Origin of the sequence: Methanolobus mangrovi (assembly GCF_031312535.1) — an archaeon.
Taxonomy (GTDB): domain Archaea; phylum Halobacteriota; class Methanosarcinia; order Methanosarcinales; family Methanosarcinaceae; genus Methanolobus; species Methanolobus mangrovi.
Window position 1 is genome coordinate 2,350,193 of sequence record NZ_CP133594.1, and the last position, 20,412, is coordinate 2,370,604.

Annotated in this window: 25 protein-coding genes and 1 tRNA gene; 5 read left to right on the forward strand and 21 right to left on the reverse strand. The window is 43.0% G+C overall.

The window, feature by feature from the left end; genetic code table 11:
* Positions 1-25: 25 nt before the first annotated feature.
* The 7 genes from RE476_RS11365 to RE476_RS11395 form a co-directional block, all read right to left on the reverse strand.
* Positions 26-958 carry a PfkB family carbohydrate kinase gene (locus RE476_RS11365; RefSeq protein WP_309307749.1) on the reverse strand — a complete coding sequence of 311 codons (933 nt, stop codon included), beginning with the start codon at positions 956-958 and terminating at the stop codon, positions 26-28.
* 7 nt (positions 959-965) lie between these two features.
* Complete coding sequence (locus RE476_RS11370) at positions 966-1,499, reverse strand: PAS domain-containing protein (RefSeq protein ID WP_309307750.1); 534 nt, start codon at positions 1,497-1,499, stop codon at positions 966-968.
* Positions 1,500-1,563: 64 nt separating this feature from the next.
* A complete protein-coding gene (locus RE476_RS11375; RefSeq protein ID WP_309307751.1) occupies positions 1,564-2,736 on the reverse strand; it encodes a cation:proton antiporter in 1,173 nt (390 codons plus the stop codon).
* A 6-nt stretch (positions 2,737-2,742) separates the two neighbouring features.
* Entirely contained in the window at positions 2,743-3,261 is a 519-nt protein-coding gene (locus tag RE476_RS11380; RefSeq protein WP_309307752.1) for a CBS domain-containing protein, read from the reverse strand.
* A gap of 85 nt (positions 3,262-3,346) precedes the next feature.
* Positions 3,347-3,622, reverse strand: a complete 276-nt coding sequence (locus RE476_RS11385) for a ferredoxin-thioredoxin reductase catalytic domain-containing protein (protein ID WP_309307753.1) — start codon at positions 3,620-3,622, stop codon at positions 3,347-3,349.
* Between the two features lie 45 nt (positions 3,623-3,667).
* Positions 3,668-4,879, reverse strand: coding sequence for an FprA family A-type flavoprotein (locus RE476_RS11390; RefSeq protein WP_309307754.1), 1,212 nt, complete (start codon positions 4,877-4,879; stop codon positions 3,668-3,670).
* Between the two features lie 17 nt (positions 4,880-4,896).
* Complete coding sequence (locus tag RE476_RS11395) at positions 4,897-5,385, reverse strand: ferritin family protein (protein WP_309307755.1); 489 nt, start codon at positions 5,383-5,385, stop codon at positions 4,897-4,899.
* A 268-nt stretch (positions 5,386-5,653) separates the two neighbouring features.
* On the opposite strand from RE476_RS11395, the gene RE476_RS11400 reads away from it, so the two are divergent.
* Positions 5,654-6,757: an inositol-3-phosphate synthase gene (locus RE476_RS11400; protein WP_309307756.1), complete on the forward strand. Its 1,104-nt coding sequence runs from the start codon at positions 5,654-5,656 to the stop codon at positions 6,755-6,757.
* Entirely contained in the window at positions 6,726-7,607 is an 882-nt protein-coding gene (locus tag RE476_RS11405; protein ID WP_309307757.1) for a hypothetical protein, read from the forward strand. The genes RE476_RS11400 and RE476_RS11405 overlap by 32 nt, the downstream gene beginning before the upstream one ends.
* 21 nt (positions 7,608-7,628) lie before the next feature.
* Here the strand turns inward: RE476_RS11405 and RE476_RS11410 are convergent, their stop codons facing one another.
* From RE476_RS11410 to RE476_RS11450, 9 genes are all read right to left on the reverse strand, one after another.
* Positions 7,629-9,251 carry a pyridoxal phosphate-dependent decarboxylase family protein gene (locus RE476_RS11410; RefSeq protein ID WP_309307758.1) on the reverse strand — a complete coding sequence of 541 codons (1,623 nt, stop codon included), beginning with the start codon at positions 9,249-9,251 and terminating at the stop codon, positions 7,629-7,631.
* Positions 9,252-9,288: 37 nt separating this feature from the next.
* Entirely contained in the window at positions 9,289-9,837 is a 549-nt protein-coding gene (afpA, locus tag RE476_RS11415; RefSeq protein WP_309307759.1) for an archaeoflavoprotein AfpA, read from the reverse strand.
* 40 nt (positions 9,838-9,877) lie between these two features.
* Positions 9,878-10,576, reverse strand: coding sequence for a ferredoxin--NADP reductase (locus RE476_RS11420; RefSeq protein ID WP_309307760.1), 699 nt, complete (start codon positions 10,574-10,576; stop codon positions 9,878-9,880).
* Positions 10,577-10,586: 10 nt separating this feature from the next.
* Complete coding sequence (locus RE476_RS11425) at positions 10,587-11,207, reverse strand: flavodoxin family protein (RefSeq protein ID WP_309307761.1); 621 nt, start codon at positions 11,205-11,207, stop codon at positions 10,587-10,589.
* Between the two features lie 20 nt (positions 11,208-11,227).
* Positions 11,228-11,419, reverse strand: coding sequence for a 4Fe-4S dicluster domain-containing protein (locus RE476_RS11430; protein WP_309307762.1), 192 nt, complete (start codon positions 11,417-11,419; stop codon positions 11,228-11,230).
* Positions 11,420-11,435: 16 nt separating this feature from the next.
* Entirely contained in the window at positions 11,436-12,845 is a 1,410-nt protein-coding gene (locus RE476_RS11435) for a multiheme c-type cytochrome (RefSeq protein WP_309307763.1), read from the reverse strand.
* Positions 12,846-12,923: 78 nt separating this feature from the next.
* The gene (locus RE476_RS11440) at positions 12,924-13,298 is read right to left on the reverse strand and encodes a carboxymuconolactone decarboxylase family protein (protein ID WP_309307764.1); all 375 of its coding nucleotides are present in this window, start codon (positions 13,296-13,298) and stop codon (positions 12,924-12,926) included.
* A 36-nt stretch (positions 13,299-13,334) separates the two neighbouring features.
* A complete protein-coding gene (locus tag RE476_RS11445) occupies positions 13,335-13,553 on the reverse strand; it encodes a DUF2180 family protein (RefSeq protein ID WP_309307765.1) in 219 nt (72 codons plus the stop codon).
* Positions 13,554-13,561: 8 nt separating this feature from the next.
* The gene (locus RE476_RS11450; protein WP_094226681.1) at positions 13,562-13,801 is read right to left on the reverse strand and encodes a DUF2180 family protein; all 240 of its coding nucleotides are present in this window, start codon (positions 13,799-13,801) and stop codon (positions 13,562-13,564) included.
* Positions 13,802-14,188: 387 nt separating this feature from the next.
* On the opposite strand from RE476_RS11450, the gene mer reads away from it, so the two are divergent.
* The 3 genes from mer to RE476_RS11465 are packed head-to-tail and all read left to right on the forward strand — an operon-like array spanning position 14,189 to position 16,755.
* Positions 14,189-15,172: a 5,10-methylenetetrahydromethanopterin reductase gene (gene mer, locus RE476_RS11455; RefSeq protein ID WP_309307766.1), complete on the forward strand. Its 984-nt coding sequence runs from the start codon at positions 14,189-14,191 to the stop codon at positions 15,170-15,172.
* 23 nt (positions 15,173-15,195) lie between these two features.
* Positions 15,196-16,224: a F420H2 dehydrogenase subunit FpoF gene (fpoF, locus tag RE476_RS11460; protein ID WP_309307767.1), complete on the forward strand. Its 1,029-nt coding sequence runs from the start codon at positions 15,196-15,198 to the stop codon at positions 16,222-16,224.
* A 12-nt stretch (positions 16,225-16,236) separates the two neighbouring features.
* Positions 16,237-16,755 carry a nicotinamide-nucleotide adenylyltransferase gene (locus tag RE476_RS11465; RefSeq protein ID WP_309307768.1) on the forward strand — a complete coding sequence of 173 codons (519 nt, stop codon included), beginning with the start codon at positions 16,237-16,239 and terminating at the stop codon, positions 16,753-16,755.
* Positions 16,756-16,770: 15 nt separating this feature from the next.
* Here RE476_RS11465 and RE476_RS11470 read toward each other — a convergent pair whose 3' ends face one another.
* The 5 genes from RE476_RS11470 to RE476_RS11490 form a co-directional block, all read right to left on the reverse strand.
* On the reverse strand, positions 16,771-17,286 hold the full coding sequence (locus RE476_RS11470) for a (2Fe-2S)-binding protein (protein ID WP_309307769.1): 516 nt from the start codon (positions 17,284-17,286) through the stop codon (positions 16,771-16,773).
* A complete protein-coding gene (locus RE476_RS11475) occupies positions 17,273-18,067 on the reverse strand; it encodes a PhzF family phenazine biosynthesis protein (protein WP_309307770.1) in 795 nt (264 codons plus the stop codon). Before RE476_RS11475 ends, RE476_RS11470 begins: the two co-directional genes overlap by 14 nt.
* A gap of 54 nt (positions 18,068-18,121) precedes the next feature.
* Positions 18,122-19,564: a cysteine--tRNA ligase gene (gene cysS / locus RE476_RS11480; RefSeq protein WP_309307771.1), complete on the reverse strand. Its 1,443-nt coding sequence runs from the start codon at positions 19,562-19,564 to the stop codon at positions 18,122-18,124.
* Positions 19,565-19,618: 54 nt separating this feature from the next.
* Positions 19,619-19,691, reverse strand: a tRNA-Cys gene (locus RE476_RS11485).
* Positions 19,692-19,837: 146 nt separating this feature from the next.
* Positions 19,838-20,389, reverse strand: a complete 552-nt coding sequence (locus RE476_RS11490; RefSeq protein WP_309307772.1) for an adenylate kinase family protein — start codon at positions 20,387-20,389, stop codon at positions 19,838-19,840.
* Positions 20,390-20,412: the final 23 nt, after the last annotated feature.

Below are 20,412 nucleotides of genomic sequence, written 5' to 3' on the forward strand. Positions count from 1 at the left end.
TATAATTGAATTATCAGTATTGGTATTATATCTTTTTTAAAGAGATGGCAAAATCATTGGATATGTAGTTCTCAGTGCTCATGCAGACCCGGGACGCAAAGTCAGTGGCTTTTGCTATTATTTCATCCCACATTTGTTCCGAAACACAGCCTATATCTCTTATTTTCCTTGAATGCAACATGTAAACAATGCCTGCATTGAAACTGTCACCTGCGCCAACGGTGCTAACTGTTTCTATAACAGGGACTTTGTAGTATTTTGAAAAAGAAGGTGTCTTCAGGTACACACCGTTGGAACTGGAAGTGTAGATAAGGAATTTGCAGCCATTCATCTTGATAAAATCATATGCTTCATCTGAATTCATGCACCCATGTATCATCCTCATGTCTTCATCCGAGGCTCTTACAATGTCTGAATATGCTATGTTTTCAGATATCATGGGCTTTATCTCCTCAAGAAGTGGAAGCTGCGATGGCCTGAAATTAGGGTCGTAAAGAATAGTTGAACTGGCATTCTTTGCAGAATTGATGAGTTCCTCAAGTCTGGTTCTGACTTCTTTTGTTACAGCCAGTATGGATCCGAACATTACAATATCCCCCGGACCAAAGGAGGGAATACTAGTCATGAAACGCTCTTGCGGAAAGTCTTCGTAGAAATCATACGTTGCATCGTTCCTGTCGTTTAGAAAAGCAAGTGAAAGTGGTGAACTTCCTTCATACAGGTAGAGATGCTCTGTTGATACGTTGTTCTCCCTGAGAAATTCGTATATTATATTTCCAACGTTGTCGTGAGCAAACTCACTGATGAATGAAACCGGAACATTTGCCCGTCCAAGTGAGATAGAACTATTGAGCATAGCTCCTCCGGGGCAGGCAGAAACCGGCTTGCCTTTATTGAAAAGAATATCATAGAAGGTTTCACTGATTGCAAAGACGCGGGTTATGGTTACACCTGCCATTTTCAGGCTACTTCTTATCGGTTATATCTTCCAGAACTCCCTGATAATAGATGACCTTTCCATTTTCATCTCTCATGATGGCAGTTCTTTCCTCTACGACTCTGACATAGCCTTTTTTAGTTCTGATTCTGTATGTCTGCCTGAAATCACTTGCACCTTCCAGTGCGTTCTCTGTGAGTTCAAGATATACACGGTCAAAATCATCCGGATGGATAAGGTCTTTGAATGTGATTTTGCCTGAAGTGAGATCTTCTACCTTGTACCCGAAAGATTCTATTCCCTCTGAAATGAATTCTACCGGAGCATCTTCCTTCGGGCTGCGCAGAAATGCTATTACTCTGGTGTTGTTCACAAGTCCCTCAAGTGCTCTGATGCGAAGCTCCATCTTTTTCTGCACATCAATTAATTCCCCATCGCACTTCACAGTATCCTGATTGCTGTCTTCTTTCAGGCTATCTTCTTTTCTGTTATTATTGCCAAACTTGCCAAACCCTGTATTCTGACTGATAGTAACCCCTCCGGTTTTGGATGATAATATCAATTAATTATCTGGTTCAATAAATTATCTCATTCACTAATTTAAGTAATTGTTGTCCTGGGCATTTCTACTCGGATACTGTTAATCCTCTTTCCTTGTACCTGATAGACATTTCCAGTAATATGGGACTGATTATTATGGATATGACAACCATTAGTACAATGGCAGAAAATACTTCATTGCTTATTATGCCAAGTTCCTTGCCGATGGCAATGACCACAAGTTCCACTCCTGCGCGTGGCATCATTCCTATTCCGAATATCAGACTATCCATGGAACTAAAACCCACAAGTTTTGTGCCAATGAATCCTCCGATAAGCTTTCCCGAAAGTGCAAGTACGATAACAAGGATAGCAAAGGTGCCTGCGGTGTATAGTACTTCAGTCTCTACGGAAAGTCCGATGAAAGCAAAGAAAAGTGGAGTGAAAAATCCATAGGCAATACCGCTGACCTTTTTCTGTACGGCCTCTATCTTTGCAAGAGGCAGGTCTGAAAGAAGCACACCGCCGAAAAAAGCACCAATAACAGCATGGAGCCCGAATCTTTCTGACAGGTATGCAGAGAACAGTGCAATGAGCAGTACAAAGGAGAACAGTGATTCTTTAGTGTGCATTTTTTGTATGTGCTCAAAGAGGCGTGGGAAAAGTTTCCATCCCATAAAACCCATAATGAGCATGAATGCCAGTATCTGTCCTAGAATTCCAAGTATGTGAATACCTGACGGGAATTCGTTGAGTGTTGCAATGGACACAACAATGGACAGCAGGAATATGCCTATTATATCATCGAATATTGCTGATGTAAGCATCATGGAACCAGGTTTGCTTGACAGATAATCAGTATCTATCAATGTTTTTACAACAACACTTATGCTTGTAGGGCTGAAAGCAACTGCCATGAAAAGGCTCTCGGTGAAACCAAAACCGAACATCTTTCCCACCATGAATCCAAAACAAAATGCTACGAATATCTGTGACATTGTAGGGATAAGTGCGCTTGTTGATGCAGCTTTCAAATCTTTTATGTGTACTTCTTTATAGCCTGCAGTAAACAGGAGGAATATAGCTCCAAGTTCTGCAAAAAAAGCAAAAGTTTCAACATCATCAGGCTTAAAAACAAAGGCAAAGAGAAATCCGGCTCCAATTTCTCCGATTATGCCCGGTAGTCCGAATCTTTCACTGATTTCGCTGAATATTCTTGCCAGAAATAGTATGACCATTATCTGGAGAAGAGTTTCCATTGGTCATTATCTCCGCAACTCGTATATCTTTTTGATCAGGTCTGATTTTGAAATGACGCCAACCAGTTTTTTACCATCAACGACACACATGCGATTGATATGGTGTTTTATCATGAGATCGGCGGCTTCACAGAGGCTGGCATCGTGGGATATGGTGACGGGATGGTGAACCATAAGGGTGGCTGCTTCTTCACTCAATGCTTTTATAGCCATCAAATGAGTATGGTGTGTTCGATGACTTCTTTCGAAAAAGAGTAATTCAAGTATATTCTCCTGGTCAATAACACCAACCAGTTCATCATCGGAATTAAGAACAGGGAAACTGTGGTACGGTGTCCTTGTCATAAGTTCTATGATATTTTCTATAGGCTCAGTGTCCCTTACAACAGTAGTTTCTTTTGACATTATCTGGCTGATCTTAACATCAGCACAAATGTCAGACAACCTTGTCCTGTCTCTTGGGCTATCCTCTATGCCTTTTCCATTTTCCGAATTTTCCAGGCTTTCCTCTTCCTTTTCAATCATATGGATAGGATATTGTATATGGAAAAAATAATGTTCTGGAGTATTACAACTCCAGTTTCACAGGTTAAAATTAAGGAAATTTATTTTACTTTATGTAAAGTCCGCACTTGCATGAGCCGCGCATTTCAACATCTCTGGTTCTTGCAGCACATGGGCAGATGATCTTCTTGTCCTGCTCCTTATCTCCTGTTCTTTTCTGACAGAAGCAGTACCATTCTCCAAACTCTTTCTTATTGTTGCAAATGCCTTTTACAGCAGTTGTGATAACATCCCAGTCAGTATTGAGTTTGTATCCGGTTGTTTCTGCATTTTTCTTTGACCTTTCATAGAATTCAGCTTCTAGATCATTTTCGAATCTCATGGTAACACTCTCGTTATTTTCATATAAACATTCATTTTCACTCATTTAAGATTTTGCATTCTCTTTTGCCATTTCGCCAAGCTTGTAACCAATCTCACGGCAAGCTTCCTTATCTTCTTCGTAAGGTCTGAATTTTACCTGCATGCTTTCCATGGCAAGTTCGAATTTTCCGCTTTCCAGTTCTTTTTCCATTCCCTTGACTGCTCCGCCGCCCCATCCGTAAGAGCCGAACAGGAAGTACTTCTTGCCTTTGGGGTGCAGTCCTTTCATGTAAGTGAGGAAACCGGATATTGTAAAGAACATGTTGTTGTTCATTGTGGGTGAGCCAATTGCAACGACTGATGCATCCATGAGTTCTTTCATGGTCAGGCTCCAATCGTTCTTTCGCAGGTGCCTCAGTCGAACTTCAACTCCTGATGCCCTTGCCCCTTCAACGAGTTCCATTGCCATTTTCTCGGTACTTCCCCACATAGTATCATAGATGACAAGCAGTTTGGGTGATGAACTCCCTTTTGCCCACTTTCCGTATTCTTCAATTACTCTTGATACGTCCTTTCTCCAGATGATCCCATGTGCCGGAGCTATAATTTCAGGATTTACATCCAGCTCTTTCAGTTTATCAACATATTTGAGTACCTGTGATCCGAATGGCAGAAGGATATTGGCATAGTATATGCCTGCATCTTCCATTACATCATCAACCTCATCGTCAAAACGTTTTGAAGTTGCTACATGTTGTCCGAAAGCGTCATTTGAGAAAAGTATCCTGTCTTCTTTCACATAGGTCTGCATGCTGTCCGGCCAGTGCAGCATGGTGGCTTCTATGAACATTAGAGTCCTTTTTCCAAGGCTAAGTTCATCTCCGGTCCCGACAACCTGAAGGTCCCAGTTGTCAAAGCCTTCTTCTTTGTAGTATTCGGAAAGTCCTGTTTGTCCTTTGGATGATGCAAACAACTTTGCATTGGGCGCGATGTCCATAATAGTCGATATGGAACTAGAATGGTCCATTTCGACATGGTTGGAAATAACATAGTCTATTTTTGCGGGATCGACTATCTGGCTTATACGCTTAAGCATCTCTCCTGCAAATGGTGCTTTTACTGTGTCAATGAGCGCAATTTTCTCATCGACTACAAGGTACGCGTTATAACTTCCGCCCTTTGGAGTTTCGTATCCGTGGAAGTCGCGCAGGTTCCAGTCAACCACGCCTACCCAGTATATTCCTTTTGCCAGCTCAAGCGGTTTGTAATCATCCATTAAAAAACTCTCCTTTATTATGTCTGCATCCTGAACTCAGTTGCAGCTCCAAGTAATTCATCAATTATCTGGTAGTGTCCCCTTTCAGCGGCAGCTATCTTTTCAAAGAACAAACTCTGCTCATCGTCATCTGCTCTGTTTGCAAGCTCCATATAGAAATATTCGCTTTTGTGTTCGAATCTCAGGGCGGCAAGAAGTATGCCTATCTCTTCAAGTTTTTCATCAGAGAATTCTTCTGTGAAAGATGCCTTGAATTTTGGAAAAGTGAACTCAACTTCAGGAATATGCTTGCTTTCCCTGAATTGCTTCAGGTATTCTGCATGCTTTTTTTCCTCGCCTGCAAGGAAAACATATAGTTTGCTGGCAGTTTCATTTTTTATTAGGGATGCTTTTTCAGCGTAATACTCCATTCCCTCTTCTTCAAGTTCTATTGCCAGGCCGATTGCCTGGTCCATCGATTTTAATTGATCAAGCTCTTCTGCGATCTCATATAGTATATCTTTCATTTCAAAATCTCCTTAGAGCAACAAAATGATTAAACTTAAAGTACCGACGTCCGGTCTGCGAACGAAGGCAAAACCCACTGTATCAAATATTATCTTGGTTTGACTTAATATATCTTTCGAGCTTCATTATTATGTGCCTTTATTCATTTTAAAAAAAAGTTGTCAACCACCTTCTATTTAGAAAACTTTTTATTTGTAACAATACATTAGTCAGGTTATATTTTATATGTCATTTACTTTCAAAAATCACTTTTATAGAGGTAGTTGAATGGACAAAATCAAGATTGCAATTGCAGGTATTGGCAATTGTGCAAGCTCTCTTATCCAAGGCATTGAGTATTATAAAAACAAAGAAGAAAACAATGCTATAGGCCTTATGCACTGGGAAATTGGTGGCTACAGACCTTTTGATATTGAGGTAGTTGCTGCATTTGATATTGACGAAAGGAAAGTTGGTAAGGATGTAGCAGAGGCTATTTTTGCGCTACCAAACTGTACAGCAGTATTCTGCCCTGAGCTTCCAAAAACCGATGTAATTGTACAAATGGGACGTATTCTTGACGGTGTTTCCGAGCATATGGTAAATTACAGCGACAACAGGAGATTTATTCCCTCTACTGAAAAAGAAGCTGACAAAGAATCTGTGGTACAGCAATTAAAAGATTCAGGTGCAGAAATATTGCTTAACTATCTTCCTGTAGGTTCAGAGGAAGCCACCAAATTCTATGCTGAATGTGCCCTTGAGGCAGGAGTTGCATACATCAATAACATGCCTGTTTTCATCGTAAGCAATCCAGAATGGGCTGCAAAATTCGAGGAGAAAGGTATCCCGATCATAGGTGATGACATAAAGGCCCAGCTTGGTGCTACTATCACCCACAGGACCCTTGCAGACCTTTTCCACAAACGTGGTGTGAAGCTGGAGAGGACTTATCAACTTAATACCGGTGGTAACACTGACTTCCTTAACATGCTTAACAGAAGCAGACTTGCTTCCAAGAAGGAATCTAAAACAGAGGCTGTCCAGTCTGTAGTTGGCCAGAGGATAGACGATGATAATATTCATGTGGGTCCAAGTGACTACGTGCCATGGCAGAATGATAATAAGGTATGCTTCCTGAGGATGGAAGGTAAGCTCTTTGGTGATGTTCCAATGAATATCGAGCTTCGTCTCTCGGTAGAAGACTCCCCTAACTCTGCAGGTGTTGTCATTGACGCTATCAGGTGCTGTAAACTTGCTCTTGACAGGGGAATTGGCGGAATCCTATATTCTCCTTCCTCCTATTTCATGAAGCACCCTCCAAAACAGTTCACTGATGATGAAGCCCATGTGATGACAAGTGACTTCATCAAGGGAACCCGGGACAACTGACATTCTAATATTTCCGATATGTATGTCGATACCTGAAGAGCGTCGCATCGTTTATGGTATCGACTTCAGTGCTGCAAAGGATGCCTGTAAGAAGATATGGGTCAGCAGTGGTAGACCTGTTGGTAATACTTATCATATAGATGAGTGTTACAGGCTTGCAGACATGCTCGCTCTCTCAGGTAACTACCGTGTAGGGAGGGATGAATGCTTTGCTGCACTGAGATATCTCATCGTAAACAACGAAGATGCCGTAATTGGGATCGATCTCTCTTTTTCCCTGCCGGAAGCTCTCATAGAGGATGACTGGGAGGACTTTATTGGATCGTTCTCTTCAAAGTACCCTTCTGCTGAGCAGTTCCGCGGATCATGTCGTAGCTTGGCTGGCGGAAAGGAACTGAAACGTGCATCTGAGGTAAGGGCAAAAGTTCCCTTTTCAGTATATAATCTCAGGCTGTATCGCCAGACATATTTTGGTATAAGGGACATAATATCCCCTCTTGTAAGGGATGGTCTTGCATGTGTCCTTCCAATGCAGGAAGCAAAGAATGGAAAACCGTGGCTTATCGAGATATGTCCTGCCTGCAGGCTGAAAAAAGAGAACATGTATATCCCCTATAAGGGTAAGACTGGTGACAAACGTAGTGCCAGACTTCAAATTCTTGAATATTTCATGAATAAAGGTCTTGTAATCCCAGAGTCATTGCAGGAGCGAATCGTTGAGGATACTGAAGGTGATGCCCTTGACAGTATCCTTGCAACGTATTCAACTTTCAGGTCGCTTTCCAGACTGGATGGGATATCAAAAAGCTTAAAAGGAAACTATATGGTGGAAGGTTACACATTTTTCTGAAACATGGTGGTAATTAAAAGATTATGTATCAAATGCGCAGTTTGTGTCAACCCATTCCTTTGCCCTGTATATCTGTCTGAGCATTTCATCCATGTGTTCCTTTTCGACAAAAGGACTCATAGGATAGGATTTCAGTGCAACTATCGTCCTGCTCAGCCTCGTTGTCTTGTAGTTATCAGTATAAGAGATCATAGCAGTACCTTCATGTTGCGCTTTTTCTATCATGTACTGTGCTATTCTCTGATTGTATGAATTGACCTTATCTGTGAACTTCTCTTCGTTTTCATCACACATTTCTTTCAGGTACAAAGATTCCCCTACGGAATCGTATTTTGTATGTGGATAAATACGAAAATCAGTGACAAAGGCAGGATTGTGCCTGTTCAGCAGTTCGATGTCCTGACAATCATCCATCATCTCTCTCAGGTGGTTGGCAGCGGTAATCAGATGTATTATCAGGGTTTCGTATCCCTGCTTACCCAGAAGCATCATGTTTGCAAGTGCCTTTTGTGCATAATTTGGTCTGCTGCTTTCCAGTGTAAAGGTTCCGGGCTGGTAACCTTCTCCATGAAACAGGTATGGCATGTCCTTTTTTTGTTTCTGGAGAAGTGAAAGGTCCTTTCTATCTTTTATTACAAAAGCACTGCATAGGTACGGTGCCCATCCTGTCTTATGGAAATCTATGCCAACAGAATCTGCATACTGCAGTTCACTTATTTTGGAAACTATCTCTTTGATCTCCTCCTGCAACAGGTGTGGCAGGTGATTGATACAGGTGTCTCCCCTGAATGTAAGATAAGGCCATCCTATGACTGCATCGGCATGTATGTGTATCTGGTAATCAAGTTTTTTCTGGATTCTGTTGCGGACTTCCACTATCTTCTTCAGCGGGTCTATGCCAAAAGCATCTGTGGTTCCCATTGTGGCAAATATTGTTCCGATACGGGCACCATCATTGATTGTCTTTTCCATCTCCTCTTCAAGAAGGCGTACATCCATTACGTTGTCATACGAAGGTATCGTTTTTACGTTGTCCAGCCCTACTCCTGTCCATATGGCAGCAGATTTTATGCTGTAGTGGGATACCTCGGAGCAAAAGAAGTGAATCCTGTCCCTTATTCCAGTGTTCTTTGCATTTGGGTCTGCTTTTTCAATGCCAATGCGTGCGCCATAGAGATTGCAGCCGGTTCCCCCAAAAGTAAAGATTCCGCCAGCTTTTGTCGTATCATAACCAATAAGGTCAGCAAGCATGGCTATTGCCATTATCTCAGAACGTGCTGCACTCATCCCGTAGTCGTCACTGATGGAGTTCTCATTGTATCTTGCACCCAATGTTGCTGCAATTATTGAAAGTGTCGTGGTAGGCGGCACTACGTTTGGCTGCATAAGAGGATGGCTCCATAAATTTATACCTTCATAGAGTCCAGTAATAAAATTCCCAACATCTGTTTCATTGCTCATCCTGTAAGGAAACTTTGTTTCCCTCATTAGCTTCTCATAGTCCAGAGGTTTTTTCTTCCCGATTACGGTACCGTTTTCCTTGTTGTCTATCTTTTCAAGGAGGTCGTTCAGCATCAGGACTATCCTGTCTTCGTCACCACTCGGTTTAGTAAAATAAGAGCGTACAAGCTCAATATCTGTCATATGATCTCCCCAAATCAGTTATACAGACTATTCTGAATTATTTGTCGTTATTCAAACCCAGTATTTCATAGAGATCATCTGGTCTTTCCAGCACCGTTATATTCTCCATCTGCGCAAGTTTTTCAGTGTTCGTTACGTCAACCTCACGCATTTTCAGCTCCATTACTCTTCCTTCAGGAGATACTGTTTTCACAGTCCCTCTTTTTTGGTCAACAGGAAGGATGTAGATTGGGGTTTTGCCCTTGGCTGTCTGCGCAACGACGTTCGTGACAAGGGTGTCGGCAATACCGTATACTATCTTGGCCACTGTGTTTGATGTTGTAGGGGCAATGATAAGGGCATCGTAATATCCCACCTGCAAAGGACCGGCTATGAAGGGTGAATTCGGTCCTGCATCGGTCTTGAAATTAGGAAAATCCTTCTGGATATCATTCCACATACGATACCATTTCATGACGGTCTCACCTTCTTTTGATAAGAATACCATTATCTCGATATCGCTCTTATTCTTGATATCGACCATTACGTCATACGTTTCTTTGATCAGATCTCCTGATCCGGTAATTCCCCATGCTATCCTCTTCATGATATTACTGCCTCCTCTCCTCTTATTCCTGTAAATTGCTTCAATATCCTATCAATGATTCCTTGTGTATCATGCTGTCAGGTACGTTCATATTGTGGAGCATTTCCATCATAGAATCTACCATCGGTGGCGGTCCGCATACATAGAAAACTCTCTCTGCGTAATCGGGTAGTTGTCTTATGATCATACTTTCACATATGCGTTCTCTGCATCCTGTCCAGCTTTCTGAAGCTCTTGTGAGCGTATTGAATACGGTAAGGTTCGGGTTTTGCTTTTTCATCTCTTCAAGCTCTTCCGTAAATAACATGTCCTGCTCTGTTTTATCGCTGCAGATCAACATGATGTTCGTACTCAGCTTCATATCCGTGGAATACTTACAGATACTAATCATCGGAGTAATCCCTATTCCACCGCTCAGGAGTGCTATTTTTTCGTATTCCCCTTCAAAGGTCATCTTTCCGAAGGGGCCTTTCATAAGTGCAGTATCTCCGACTTCCATGGAATCCAGCATATTGGAATACTCATGTCCTGTAAGTTTCTTTGTAAATTCAATATGGTCTTTTTCCGTAGGGCTACTTGAAAGGGTGAACGCCTTACTCATCTTCTTTTCATTGGACTTGAGTGTCACTGTAATGTATTGTCCGGCTTTGAAATCAAAGCCATCCGGTCTTTTGAATCTGAAACTCTTTGCGTTGTACGTCCTTTTTATAATCTCGGTTACAGCTTCCTCAAATTCCAAACATGACCACCTACTCTATCTTCTTCATCGCTATGGCTGTCTTGATCATCTTGTTCACGGTCCTGTGAAGGGTCCTTATACCCTCTGAATCCGCAGCAGCACCCTCGGCACCTTTATCCTGTGACCAGAATGCTCCTCCAAGGTTAGAGCCAAAAGAACCACCTGCAACGGGTATCATCTCGCTGATGATGTAGAAGTTATGGATAGTCTGCATGGCAGGTTCCTGTCCTCCGACTCTGTCCCCGCCAACTGCGGTTGCAGCTCCTACCTTGTTCATGAAGGCTTTCGGGTCACGGGCAACCACTGCGCGGCACCTGTCCATAATTGTCTTTGTCTGGGCACTTAATGTACCCTGATAAACAGGAGTGCCGATAATCCATGCATCTGCCCAGAGCATTTTGTCATAGAGCTCAACAAGGTCATCCTTATGTATGCATCCTTCTTTCTTGCGGACACAGTAATCACAATGGATACAGAACTTCATGTTCTTTGCTCTTGAAGAGAAATATTCTACCTCTACGTTGTATTTCTCTTGCGCATACCTGAGAGCTTCATTGACAATGTAGTCTGTGGATCCTTTTCTGGGACTACCTGATATTCCAAGAAGTTTGATGCTGGTGTCATCGGACATTATGGCACTCCGTATTGTTTTCAATCTAATGTTATTGCTTCTGTAGGGCAGGCGTCAACACAGTTTCCGCATTCCACACAGTCATCTGGGCGTGCGATTACGGATTTAAGATCTCCGTTCTCGTCTGCTTCAATATCTATAACATCTGTTGGACATGATTCTGCGCATGCGCCAATTCCTTCACATTTATTCTTGTCTACTTTTGGTACCATTTTTAATTTCCTCCGTTTATTTTCTGTAAAAGATATGCATAATCAGGACAAAGGCCATGGAAGCAGCAAAGATGCTGAATCCTGGTGTTGATTCCGTTCTCTCTTCAGGCGGTGTGGCTGGGTCGTATATGGTACTGGAGACCTGATTCATGTTTATTACAGGGACCTCATACATTTCCTCGCCAAAAAGGTGGTCAATGGTATACTGTGGTGCTGACCTGTAATTCAGGTTCGTTTGCACCGTAAGCGGATAAACGACATTACCCGGAAGGGTGAACGTGTGTTCTTCAGTTACGGTCTCTTTCGGACCGATCCTGTTATCCTCAAGCACCCTGTCGGCAAGCCAGAAACTATCAGTTGCGTTGCCTTCACTATCGCCGAGTATATTATTATAAATTAACTTTGCTCCATCTATGTTCCCGTAAATATCGAGAGTTCCAGCACTATATATCACATTGCCTGTGGCATCAGTTACGTTTACTTCAAGCCAGACCTGCCTGATTTCAGAAACGCCTGTCGGGATATTGTGCCCCGCTCCTGAATTGGTGATAGTGGCTTTGATTGTAACTTTATCTCCAGCGGATGCTATCTCAGGGGTTGTTACTTCCATTGTTGTAGCTTTCTGAAGCCTTTCAACAGCCATATCTGCAATATTTTCAGCACCGAACATTACAGGGATGAATGCATTTCCACCAACAATATCATGTGAGGATATATGGTCCCTTTTAGGAGCACCCGATCCTGCACGTCCGGGGTTTGCCTCAAATTCTGTGATGCCTTCTGTCATATGACAATCCTGGCAGACAATATTGTCTTCTCCATACTGGCTTTCCTTCCAGCTTGAATATGTGTCATCTATAACAAGGCCGTTGACCGGGTGTATTACCTGATGGCACATGCCACAGTATTCGGATTGGGTATAAAGTTCGAGATATTCGGATTCATGATAGGCAGACTTTGAGTCGTCAAAAGGTCCCCATTTAGTATCTCCCGGGGTTACTGTGAATGGTGCATTGCCAGTTCCGTCACTTCCTGATACGACATGGCAAAAGTCACATTGTACTCCAAGCTTTGAGATGTCACTCATTTCAGAGCCGTCTATAGGGGGAATTTCGCCGGACACGACTCCTATGGGCGTGTGGCAACGTGAGCAGAATTCATCTATCAGTCCGTCAGTGTCGTCACTTGCAACTTTTACCTCTTCCAGATAGAATGGATCAAGGTATGCATTGAAGTGCATGGTACCTTCCCAATCTGCATAAATGATTGCATGGCACTGCCTGCATCTGCTTTCATAAGTGAAATCATCAGCAGAATATTCTCCGAATTGTGTAGCCTCCGTTGCAACTGCAAAGCCGCTGAACAAAGATACTAAAACGATGGCTGCCATGAAAAACAGGCTGCTCCTTGCAAGTCTCCCCCTCATCTCCTATCCTCACAATAGTATAATATAAACCAATTGAATTTGTTCAAAGGAGCCAGTTGGCTCCTTTATATAATACTCTTATTTGAGCAGTTTCAGTGCATCTCTGCATGCAGCAACCGCAGGAGCGCCGGATGTGATGAAGATGACATCCATTGTCTCCATGATCTCTTCTTTTGTTGCCCCGTTCTTCAGAGCACTCTTTATTTGTGATGCAACACAACGTTCACACTGCTTTGATGCAACGACTGCAAGAGCCATCAGTATCTTTGTTTTAGCAGGCAGTGCTCCGTCACTGAGTATCTTGTTGTTGCACATGTTGTATTTATGCAGGAACTCCGGTTCAAGCTCTCCAAGTGTTTCCAGTATCTGTGGTGTGAATCCTAATTTTTCGGACATATCGTCAATGATCTCTCTGTGTCCGCCACATGCTTTTCCTTTATTATCTCCGCACATAATGTATCCTCCCTGTTATTAATAAGTAAATTATAATCAGTCAAATCCGTCTTCAATGGTCTGGCCAAAACAGTAGTGGCACAGAATCCTTGGCAATCCGTTTGGGAGCCTTTCAACATGGGGTGGCTGTCCTACTGATACAGGAAGTTCGAGTTCCTTAGTGTGATCAGTACAAAGTCCTTTTCCGCAAGCGATACAGACACATGTTGCTTCTGCGTCTTTTCCTTCTTCCATGCAGTCATAGCATTTCATCATGATATCACCTAATAGTTCTCCACCAGTGCTTTATGGCAAGGCATGCAGAGCACTTTTTTCCAGTGCTGGACATCCTTGTAATCGCAAGCTATTCCCATTCCACACTTAAGTTTGATGCTGTATTCACCTTCCCATACAGGTGTTTCTTCCCTGACCAGGTGTTCCTTGCAGACACCTCTCCCACAGATTATGCAGATAGCCAGTGTATCGCTATCTTTACCATTTTTTGAACATTCATAGCATTTCATGATGATCACTCTATTCAAAATTTAGTTTGTTCGCAAGCTATTCCCATATTTTATTCACATTCTTGCAGATAGGCAAACGCTCGTTTGAGGCAATGACTCAATAACTCCCTCGACATTGTCACCTCCTACAAATATGAACAATATTTCTTCTGACATTTACCGGATATATCTGTAACGGTAAGTACATGTTTATTTTATATGGGGTGTTAATGTTCTGCTGTTCGATTATATGATGATGCCAGCTCTGGTTTGATCATTCGTACTTCACTGACCACTTTCGGCTTGTTCTTTGCTCGTCATTTTCACATGTTTTGCTATAATCAAACCAACAAAGTTTTAAATATGTATAGATACCTGAGTAACAACACTCTTTAGAGGAGGATTCAAATGACTTTTGGAATAGAATTTGTACCAAGTGACCCAGTACTGAAAATTGCTCACTATGCAAAGCTTGCTGAACAGCAGGGTTTTGACAATGTATGGATTACAGACCACTACAACAACCGTGATGTATACTCAACATTAACTGTGCTCGCAATGAACACAAACAGTATCAAGCTCGGAACAGGTGTAACAAATCCGTACACAAGGAATGCAGCTATCACCGCATCAAGCATTGCTTCACTTAACGAGATCTCAGGCGGCCGTGCAATTCTCGGTCTTGGTCCTGGAGACAAGGCAACCTTCGATGCAATGGGCATCTCATGGGACAAGCCACTCAGCACAACAAAGGAAAGCATCCAGGCAATCCGCGGCTTCATTGCTGGAGAGAAAGTAACCATGGACGGCGACATGGTAAAGTTTGGCGGTGCTAAGATGGCATTCAAGGCTGGAAACGTACCTATCTACATGGGTGCACAGGGTCCAAAGATGCTTGAGCTCGCAGGAGAGATCTCAGATGGTGTACTTATCAACGCATCACACCCTAAGGACTTCGAAGTAGCTGTACAGCAGATTGCTGCAGGTGCAAAGAAGGCAGGCCGTGACCCTAAGGAAGTTGACGTTGCAGCATATGCATGTTTCTCAATTGACAAGGACGCTGGAAAGGCAAAAAGTGCAGCACAGATAGTAGTTGCATTTATTGTTGCAGGTTCACCTGACATGGTACTCGAACGCCACGGCATTGATGTAGCAGCAAAGGCTGACATCGGTGGAGCTATCGCCAAGGGTGACTTCGGTGCACTCATGGGCGGCATGGTCACAAGTGACATGATGGACGCATTCTCTATCAGTGGAACACCAGATGATTGTAAGGCAAGGATCAACGAATTGCTTGACATCGGTGTAACACAGATTGTTGCAGGTTCCCCAATCGGACCTGACAAAGAGAAAGCCATCAAGCTCATCGGCAAAGAAATCATTGGTAAATAAGAAAAGAACGTCGGAGGCAATTAATGGCCCATCCAAAAATATTAGAGGTCATTGAGCACGACGTCTGTACTGCTTGTGGGGCATGTGTATCAACATGCCCTGCTGGCGCTATTGTTATGAACAAGCGTGCAGAAGTCCGTGACCCTGATAATTTAGAATTCTATGTTCAAGGAGCAGCACCCAATGTATGTGAGGGATGTCTCACATGCGGAAGATTGTGTCCTGTGATCGATGGATATGCAGAAGACGAATTTGCAAATGTAAAAGAGTTCTTCGGAGCAAAGAGCACTATCCAAGGTCAGGATGGTGGTGTCACATCTATATTGGCAAAAGCTTTGCTGGAAACCGGTACGGTAGATTGCATTGTTGGTATCACTAAGGATGATAAATGGGGTACTGAGCTTATAGTTATGACCAAACCGGAAGATGTTGACAGAACAACAGGTACCAAGTACACTTATGATTCAGTTCTTTCAGCTCTCAAGGAACCTTTTGAGAAATATGACAAAATAGGCGTTATTGGCGTACCTTGCCAAGCACATGGTGCACGTCTCATTGTTGAGAATGCAAGTGACAAGATCGTTGTGATCCTTGGTCTTCTATGCATGGAAAGTTTCCATCATGATGTTATGACCGAGAAGATCGTTCCTGAAGTAATGGGACTTAACCTTGACGATGTCGTAAAGATGGACTTCGGTAAGGGTAAATTCTGGAACTACACAAAGGACGGCGAAGCCCACAGCGTGAAGATCCCTGAAGTTGCTCACTACGCAAGAAATCCATGTCATCACTGCTGTGACTATACTTCAGTGTCCGCTGATATCTCACTCGGTTCAGTCGGTACTCCAGATGGCTGGAACTGTGTGCTCATACGCACAGACGTAGGCAAGCAGATGTTTGAACTTGTCAAAGACAAGGTCGAGCTCATGGAAGATCCAAAGCCAGGAATGGACCTGATCCAGAAACTTGCTAAGATGAAACACGATAACAACTCAGGACACTATCTAGAAGTGTGTGAGAAGTTCACATTCGATGAATGTGGCATTCACTGATGGTTATCACATATGTACATGAGAAGGGCGTTCTATATTGGACGCTTTCAACCATTTCATCTCGGACATTATTCCATTATAAATGATATTGCCCGGGATGTTGATGAGGTCGTAATTGGTATAGGCAGTGCGCAGAAAAGCCACGAGCCTAAGAATCCATTTACTGCAGGTGAACGCGTAATGATGATCAGGCATTCTCTTGAAGATGCTAATGTGAAACATTACGCCATACCTCTGGAAGATCTGCAAAGAAATGCCGTATGGGTTTCCCACATCATTTCTATGACACCACCTTTTGATGTAGTCTACTCCAACAATCCGCTTGTTGTACGTCTTTTCAAAGAAGCCGGTATCAATGTCAGACAACCACCCATGTACAAGAGGGAAGGTTACTCAGGCAGTGAAATACGAAGGCGTATGTTGAATGATGAGGACTGGAGATCGCTTGTTCCTGAAGCGGTTGCTGATGTAATTGATGAGATAGATGGTGTTAACCGGCTCAAAAGCGTTTCAAAATCGGATGCTGATTAGTATCAGTAAGTGTTTTTACTTTTTTAATTCAATACCTTTGCAAATAGCCGCATTGAATACCTTTGAGCAGCAGTTCCCGGTTGGATTTCTCACTTTGCACTGGCATTTTGCACCTTTATCATAGAATTCCCTTATGGTTCCCATATCATGCAATCCCTGTTCCAAAACTGCTTTTATTACCTCATTTTCTGTTATGCGGCTGCAGTAGCAGGCATATTTTGGATTTGCATCTTTTTTGAACCACAAAGGCACTCTGATGTTCTCCTTATCAAAGATGGTGCTATTCTCATCATAGTAAGCAACATCACATTCAGGGTCCATGCACAGGTGGTAGTCCCCTTTCCCGACTCTTTCCATCTGCTCTTTTTTGACAATATGCCTGACTGTGACATTTTTGACAGGGATTCCCGGTTTCTTGCAGACTGGACATAAAATATTAGATATAGGGCTTAGAGTTGTATCAATTATGTTCTTTCCAATTACATGAATTGGATCGAAACGATTTGGTATTTCATTTTCATTGTTGCGCAAGAATCTCACCTTCAAGAACAGTCACTGCTTTTCCGGAAAGGATGACTCTTTCTCCTTTGACCTGCACTTTCAAAAATCCTCCTCTTGCAGATGCCTGGTATGCGTTGAAGCTACTTTTGCCCAGTTTCTTCATCCAGTAAGGCCCAAGACAACAGTGGGCAGATCCGGTTACCGGGTCTTCGGGTATGCCGATTGCAGGAGCAAAGAGTCTGGATATGAAATCATAATCTTCTGAGTTTGCAAGGGCTGTTACAATGACGCCCCGGGTCGTTACCTTTGAAAGTTTGGGTAAATCAGGTACAATCGATCTGACATCCTCTTCTGACACTACTTCCACGATGTAGTCAAAAGCATTCCTGCCAACATATTTTGGTTCAATTCCAAGAGCCTCAATAAGTCCTGTGGGTGCTTCAGATATTTCTTCATGCAATGTAGGAAAGTCCAGCTCTATCCACTTTTCCTTTAGTTCTGCCGTGAGCAATCCACTTTTTGTAAAGAACTTTAAAATCTCGTCTTTCCCGGTATATCCTTTCTCCCACAACACGTGGGCGCTTGCCAGCGTTGCATGTCCGCACAGGTTAACTTCAGCGTCCGGTGCGAACCAGCGAAGATTGTAGCCATCATTTTCAGGGTAAAGGAATGCAGTCTCTGAAAGGTTCATCTCCTTTGCCACGTTCTGCATCCATTTATCATCTGCCGGCTCTTCAAGGATGCACACTCCTGCCGGGTTGCCGTGGAATAGTTTATCGGTGAAAGCATCTACCTGGTAAATTCGGGTCATGTTCCATCCTCTCTGAAAAAGTAAGTTAGGGGAAATGCCTGAGGTTCCTGACTTTCATTTCTCCGCTCTTTTCCACCTGACTCCATCTTTCCCATCTTCAATTACAATTCCTTTATCTTTAAGCTCATCACGAATGGCATCGGATTTTGCCCAGTCCTTCTCTGCACGTGCTTTTTCTCGAAGTTCTATCATTTCCATGATGTCCTCCTCTGATAGGCCATCCGGCATATCTTCCGAGGCAGGGCCTTCATCCTCAGTGAATATTCCAAGCACTTCGTTGATCTCTGAATAGAATCTCAGTACATCCTCAAGTGCCACACTACCGGGCTTTTCACCGGAAACTATGGAATTTACCTTGCGTGAGAACACAAAAAGATTTCCAACAGCTTCCCTTGTATTGAAATCATCATCCATTGAATTGACAAACGCCTCTCTGGCCCCGGTTATTAATTCAGTGAGTCCACAATCATTTCCATCTTCATGAGCTTCTTTCAGGGCATGTTTCACGTTCAAGATCGTATTCAACAGTCTTTGCCTTGCCCTGCCTGCCTCTTCCAGGTTATCCTCGCTGAAATCGATAGTACTCCTGTAGTGTGTATAGACTATGAAGAACCTGATAGTTCCTGAGGGGAATTTGCTGAGCACCTCTTTAATTGTGAAGAAATTACCAAGAGACTTTGACATTTTCTCCTTATCTATAGTCAGGAAACCATTGTGCATCCAGTATTTGCTGAATGGATGCTTTCCACTGCAACTTTCAGACTGGTGTATTTCAGCCTCATGGTGTGGGAAGATCAGGTCCATGCCGCCGCCATGGATGTCAAGTTGTCCTGAACCATACTTCATTGACATTACAGAACATTCTATGTGCCAGCCCGGGCGCCCCCAGCCCCATGGGCTGTTCCATCCGGGTTCGCCTTCTGTAGCAGATTTCCAGAGGACGAAATCAAGCTGGTATCTTTTATCGTCCTCTACTTCTACTCTGTTTCCAGAGCCTTCAAGAAGTCCTTCTGCGGTCTGATGGCTCAGTATTCCTATCTTGTCCTCTGATGTTGTGAGGTCATAATACACGTTTCCTTTAGGAGTTACGTAGGCAGTGCCGTTTTCTATAAGGGTTCCCACGGTCTCGATAATCTCAGGAATGTGCTCCGTGACCTTTGGCTGAGTATCCGGGGGCAGCACTGCGAGAGTTTCCATATCTTCTATGAATGACTCTGTGAACTTGCGTGAAAGGACAAAAGGGTCTTCTTCCGTCTCTTTTGCTCTGTTGATTACCTTGTCATCTACATCAGTTATGTTGGAAGTGTAGTTGACATCATATCCTCTGTAAATAAGATATCGCCTTATCACATCAAAAGAAACGTAGCTCCTTGCATGCCCAAGGTGGCAGTGGTCATATACTGTGGGACCGCAAACATACATGTTTACTTTTTTTCCCTGGATGGGGACAAAATCTTCCAGCTCTCTTGTTAATGTATTGTATACTTTGAGTGCCACAGTTTAACTCCTTTATAAATATGGATCAAATATGAACAGGTATGTAAGTGCGAATGCCGAGGGGAAGATTCGAACTCCCGAAAAACCGCTCTGCAGGCGGTCACATTAGCCACTCTGTCACCTCGGCACAAGGACAGTAAAAATTATTATAATTAACTATTGTCAATTATCCCTATTTATCTGTTATTATTAATAGTAGCGTCAAGTGGCAAAATTTGACAAGAAAGTCGAAAATAGCCTGTTATTTCTCACTAAAATGATAAAAGTAAAAGGTCAATCGAAGAAATAGTCACTCCATTCCACAGATCCGGGTCTGAATTCCTGTTCGAGTTCTTCAGTATCTCCTCTTCGAAGTCCCTTTATTATTCTCCCGATATCCTTGAAGGTTCTATCCACAGTTCCTCCTGTCGTATCGAGTTCAAAGACCTTCTCGCACCAGTCCACCGCTTCCGCCAGGATGATGTCCAGGGCTTCTGCTTCGAGGTTTTCCCGTACTTTTTCAACTGAATACTTCCTTTTTTCCAGTCTTTCTTTCAGTTTTCCAGGCGATGTCCTCAGCACAATAACTATATCAGCAATATGGTGGGAAAGGTGACTATCAACTATGGTCACAGGGTAGGATTTATCCTGTAGCTCCAGAACCCTGTCATATACAAGGTCCATGTCAGCAACGACACAATCCCTCTCAACATCCACCTCTGAATAGAGCTTCTCTTCCTTGATGAGCTCGTTGAGGTGGATCACCTGGCAGAGCGGATCATCTTCCAGTAGTTTCGTTATCGAGGTTTTTCCAGTTCCCGGTGTCCCGGTGATGCCGATAATCATAGTCCACAATAAACCTGCAAACG

Bases quoted from the DNA above. Each gene is read 5' to 3' on its own strand.
- afpA (WP_309307759.1), bottom strand. From the start codon at position 9,837: ATGAAGAGGATAGCATGGGGAATTACCGGATCAGGAGATCTGATCAAA.
- RE476_RS11490 (WP_309307772.1), bottom strand. From the start codon at position 20,389: ATGATTATCGGCATCACCGGGACACCGGGAACTGGAAAAACCTCGATA.
- RE476_RS11430 (WP_309307762.1), bottom strand. From the start codon at position 11,419: ATGGTACCAAAAGTAGACAAGAATAAATGTGAAGGAATTGGCGCATGC.
- RE476_RS11410 (WP_309307758.1), bottom strand. From the start codon at position 9,251: ATGACAGATATTGAGCTTGTACGCTCTTATTTTACTAAACCGAGTGGT.
- RE476_RS11425 (WP_309307761.1), bottom strand. From the start codon at position 11,207: ATGTCCGATGACACCAGCATCAAACTTCTTGGAATATCAGGTAGTCCC.
- RE476_RS11395 (WP_309307755.1), bottom strand. From the start codon at position 5,385: ATGAAAGATATACTATATGAGATCGCAGAAGAGCTTGATCAATTAAAA.
- RE476_RS11475 (WP_309307770.1), bottom strand. From the start codon at position 18,067: ATGACCCGAATTTACCAGGTAGATGCTTTCACCGATAAACTATTCCAC.
- RE476_RS11445 (WP_309307765.1), bottom strand. From the start codon at position 13,553: ATGATGAAATGCTATGACTGCATGGAAGAAGGAAAAGACGCAGAAGCA.
- RE476_RS11440 (WP_309307764.1), bottom strand. From the start codon at position 13,298: ATGTGCGGAGATAATAAAGGAAAAGCATGTGGCGGACACAGAGAGATC.
- RE476_RS11365 (WP_309307749.1), bottom strand. From the start codon at position 958: ATGGCAGGTGTAACCATAACCCGCGTCTTTGCAATCAGTGAAACCTTC.
- RE476_RS11465 (WP_309307768.1), top strand. From the start codon at position 16,237: ATGTACATGAGAAGGGCGTTCTATATTGGACGCTTTCAACCATTTCAT.
- RE476_RS11435 (WP_309307763.1), bottom strand. From the start codon at position 12,845: ATGAGGGGGAGACTTGCAAGGAGCAGCCTGTTTTTCATGGCAGCCATC.
- RE476_RS11400 (WP_309307756.1), top strand. From the start codon at position 5,654: ATGGACAAAATCAAGATTGCAATTGCAGGTATTGGCAATTGTGCAAGC.
- RE476_RS11450 (WP_094226681.1), bottom strand. From the start codon at position 13,801: ATGAAATGCTATGAATGTTCAAAAAATGGTAAAGATAGCGATACACTG.
- fpoF (WP_309307767.1), top strand. From the start codon at position 15,196: ATGGCCCATCCAAAAATATTAGAGGTCATTGAGCACGACGTCTGTACT.
- RE476_RS11380 (WP_309307752.1), bottom strand. From the start codon at position 3,261: ATGATTGAAAAGGAAGAGGAAAGCCTGGAAAATTCGGAAAATGGAAAA.
- RE476_RS11390 (WP_309307754.1), bottom strand. From the start codon at position 4,879: ATGGATGATTACAAACCGCTTGAGCTGGCAAAAGGAATATACTGGGTA.
- RE476_RS11375 (WP_309307751.1), bottom strand. From the start codon at position 2,736: ATGGAAACTCTTCTCCAGATAATGGTCATACTATTTCTGGCAAGAATA.
- RE476_RS11385 (WP_309307753.1), bottom strand. From the start codon at position 3,622: ATGAGATTCGAAAATGATCTAGAAGCTGAATTCTATGAAAGGTCAAAG.
- mer (WP_309307766.1), top strand. From the start codon at position 14,189: ATGACTTTTGGAATAGAATTTGTACCAAGTGACCCAGTACTGAAAATT.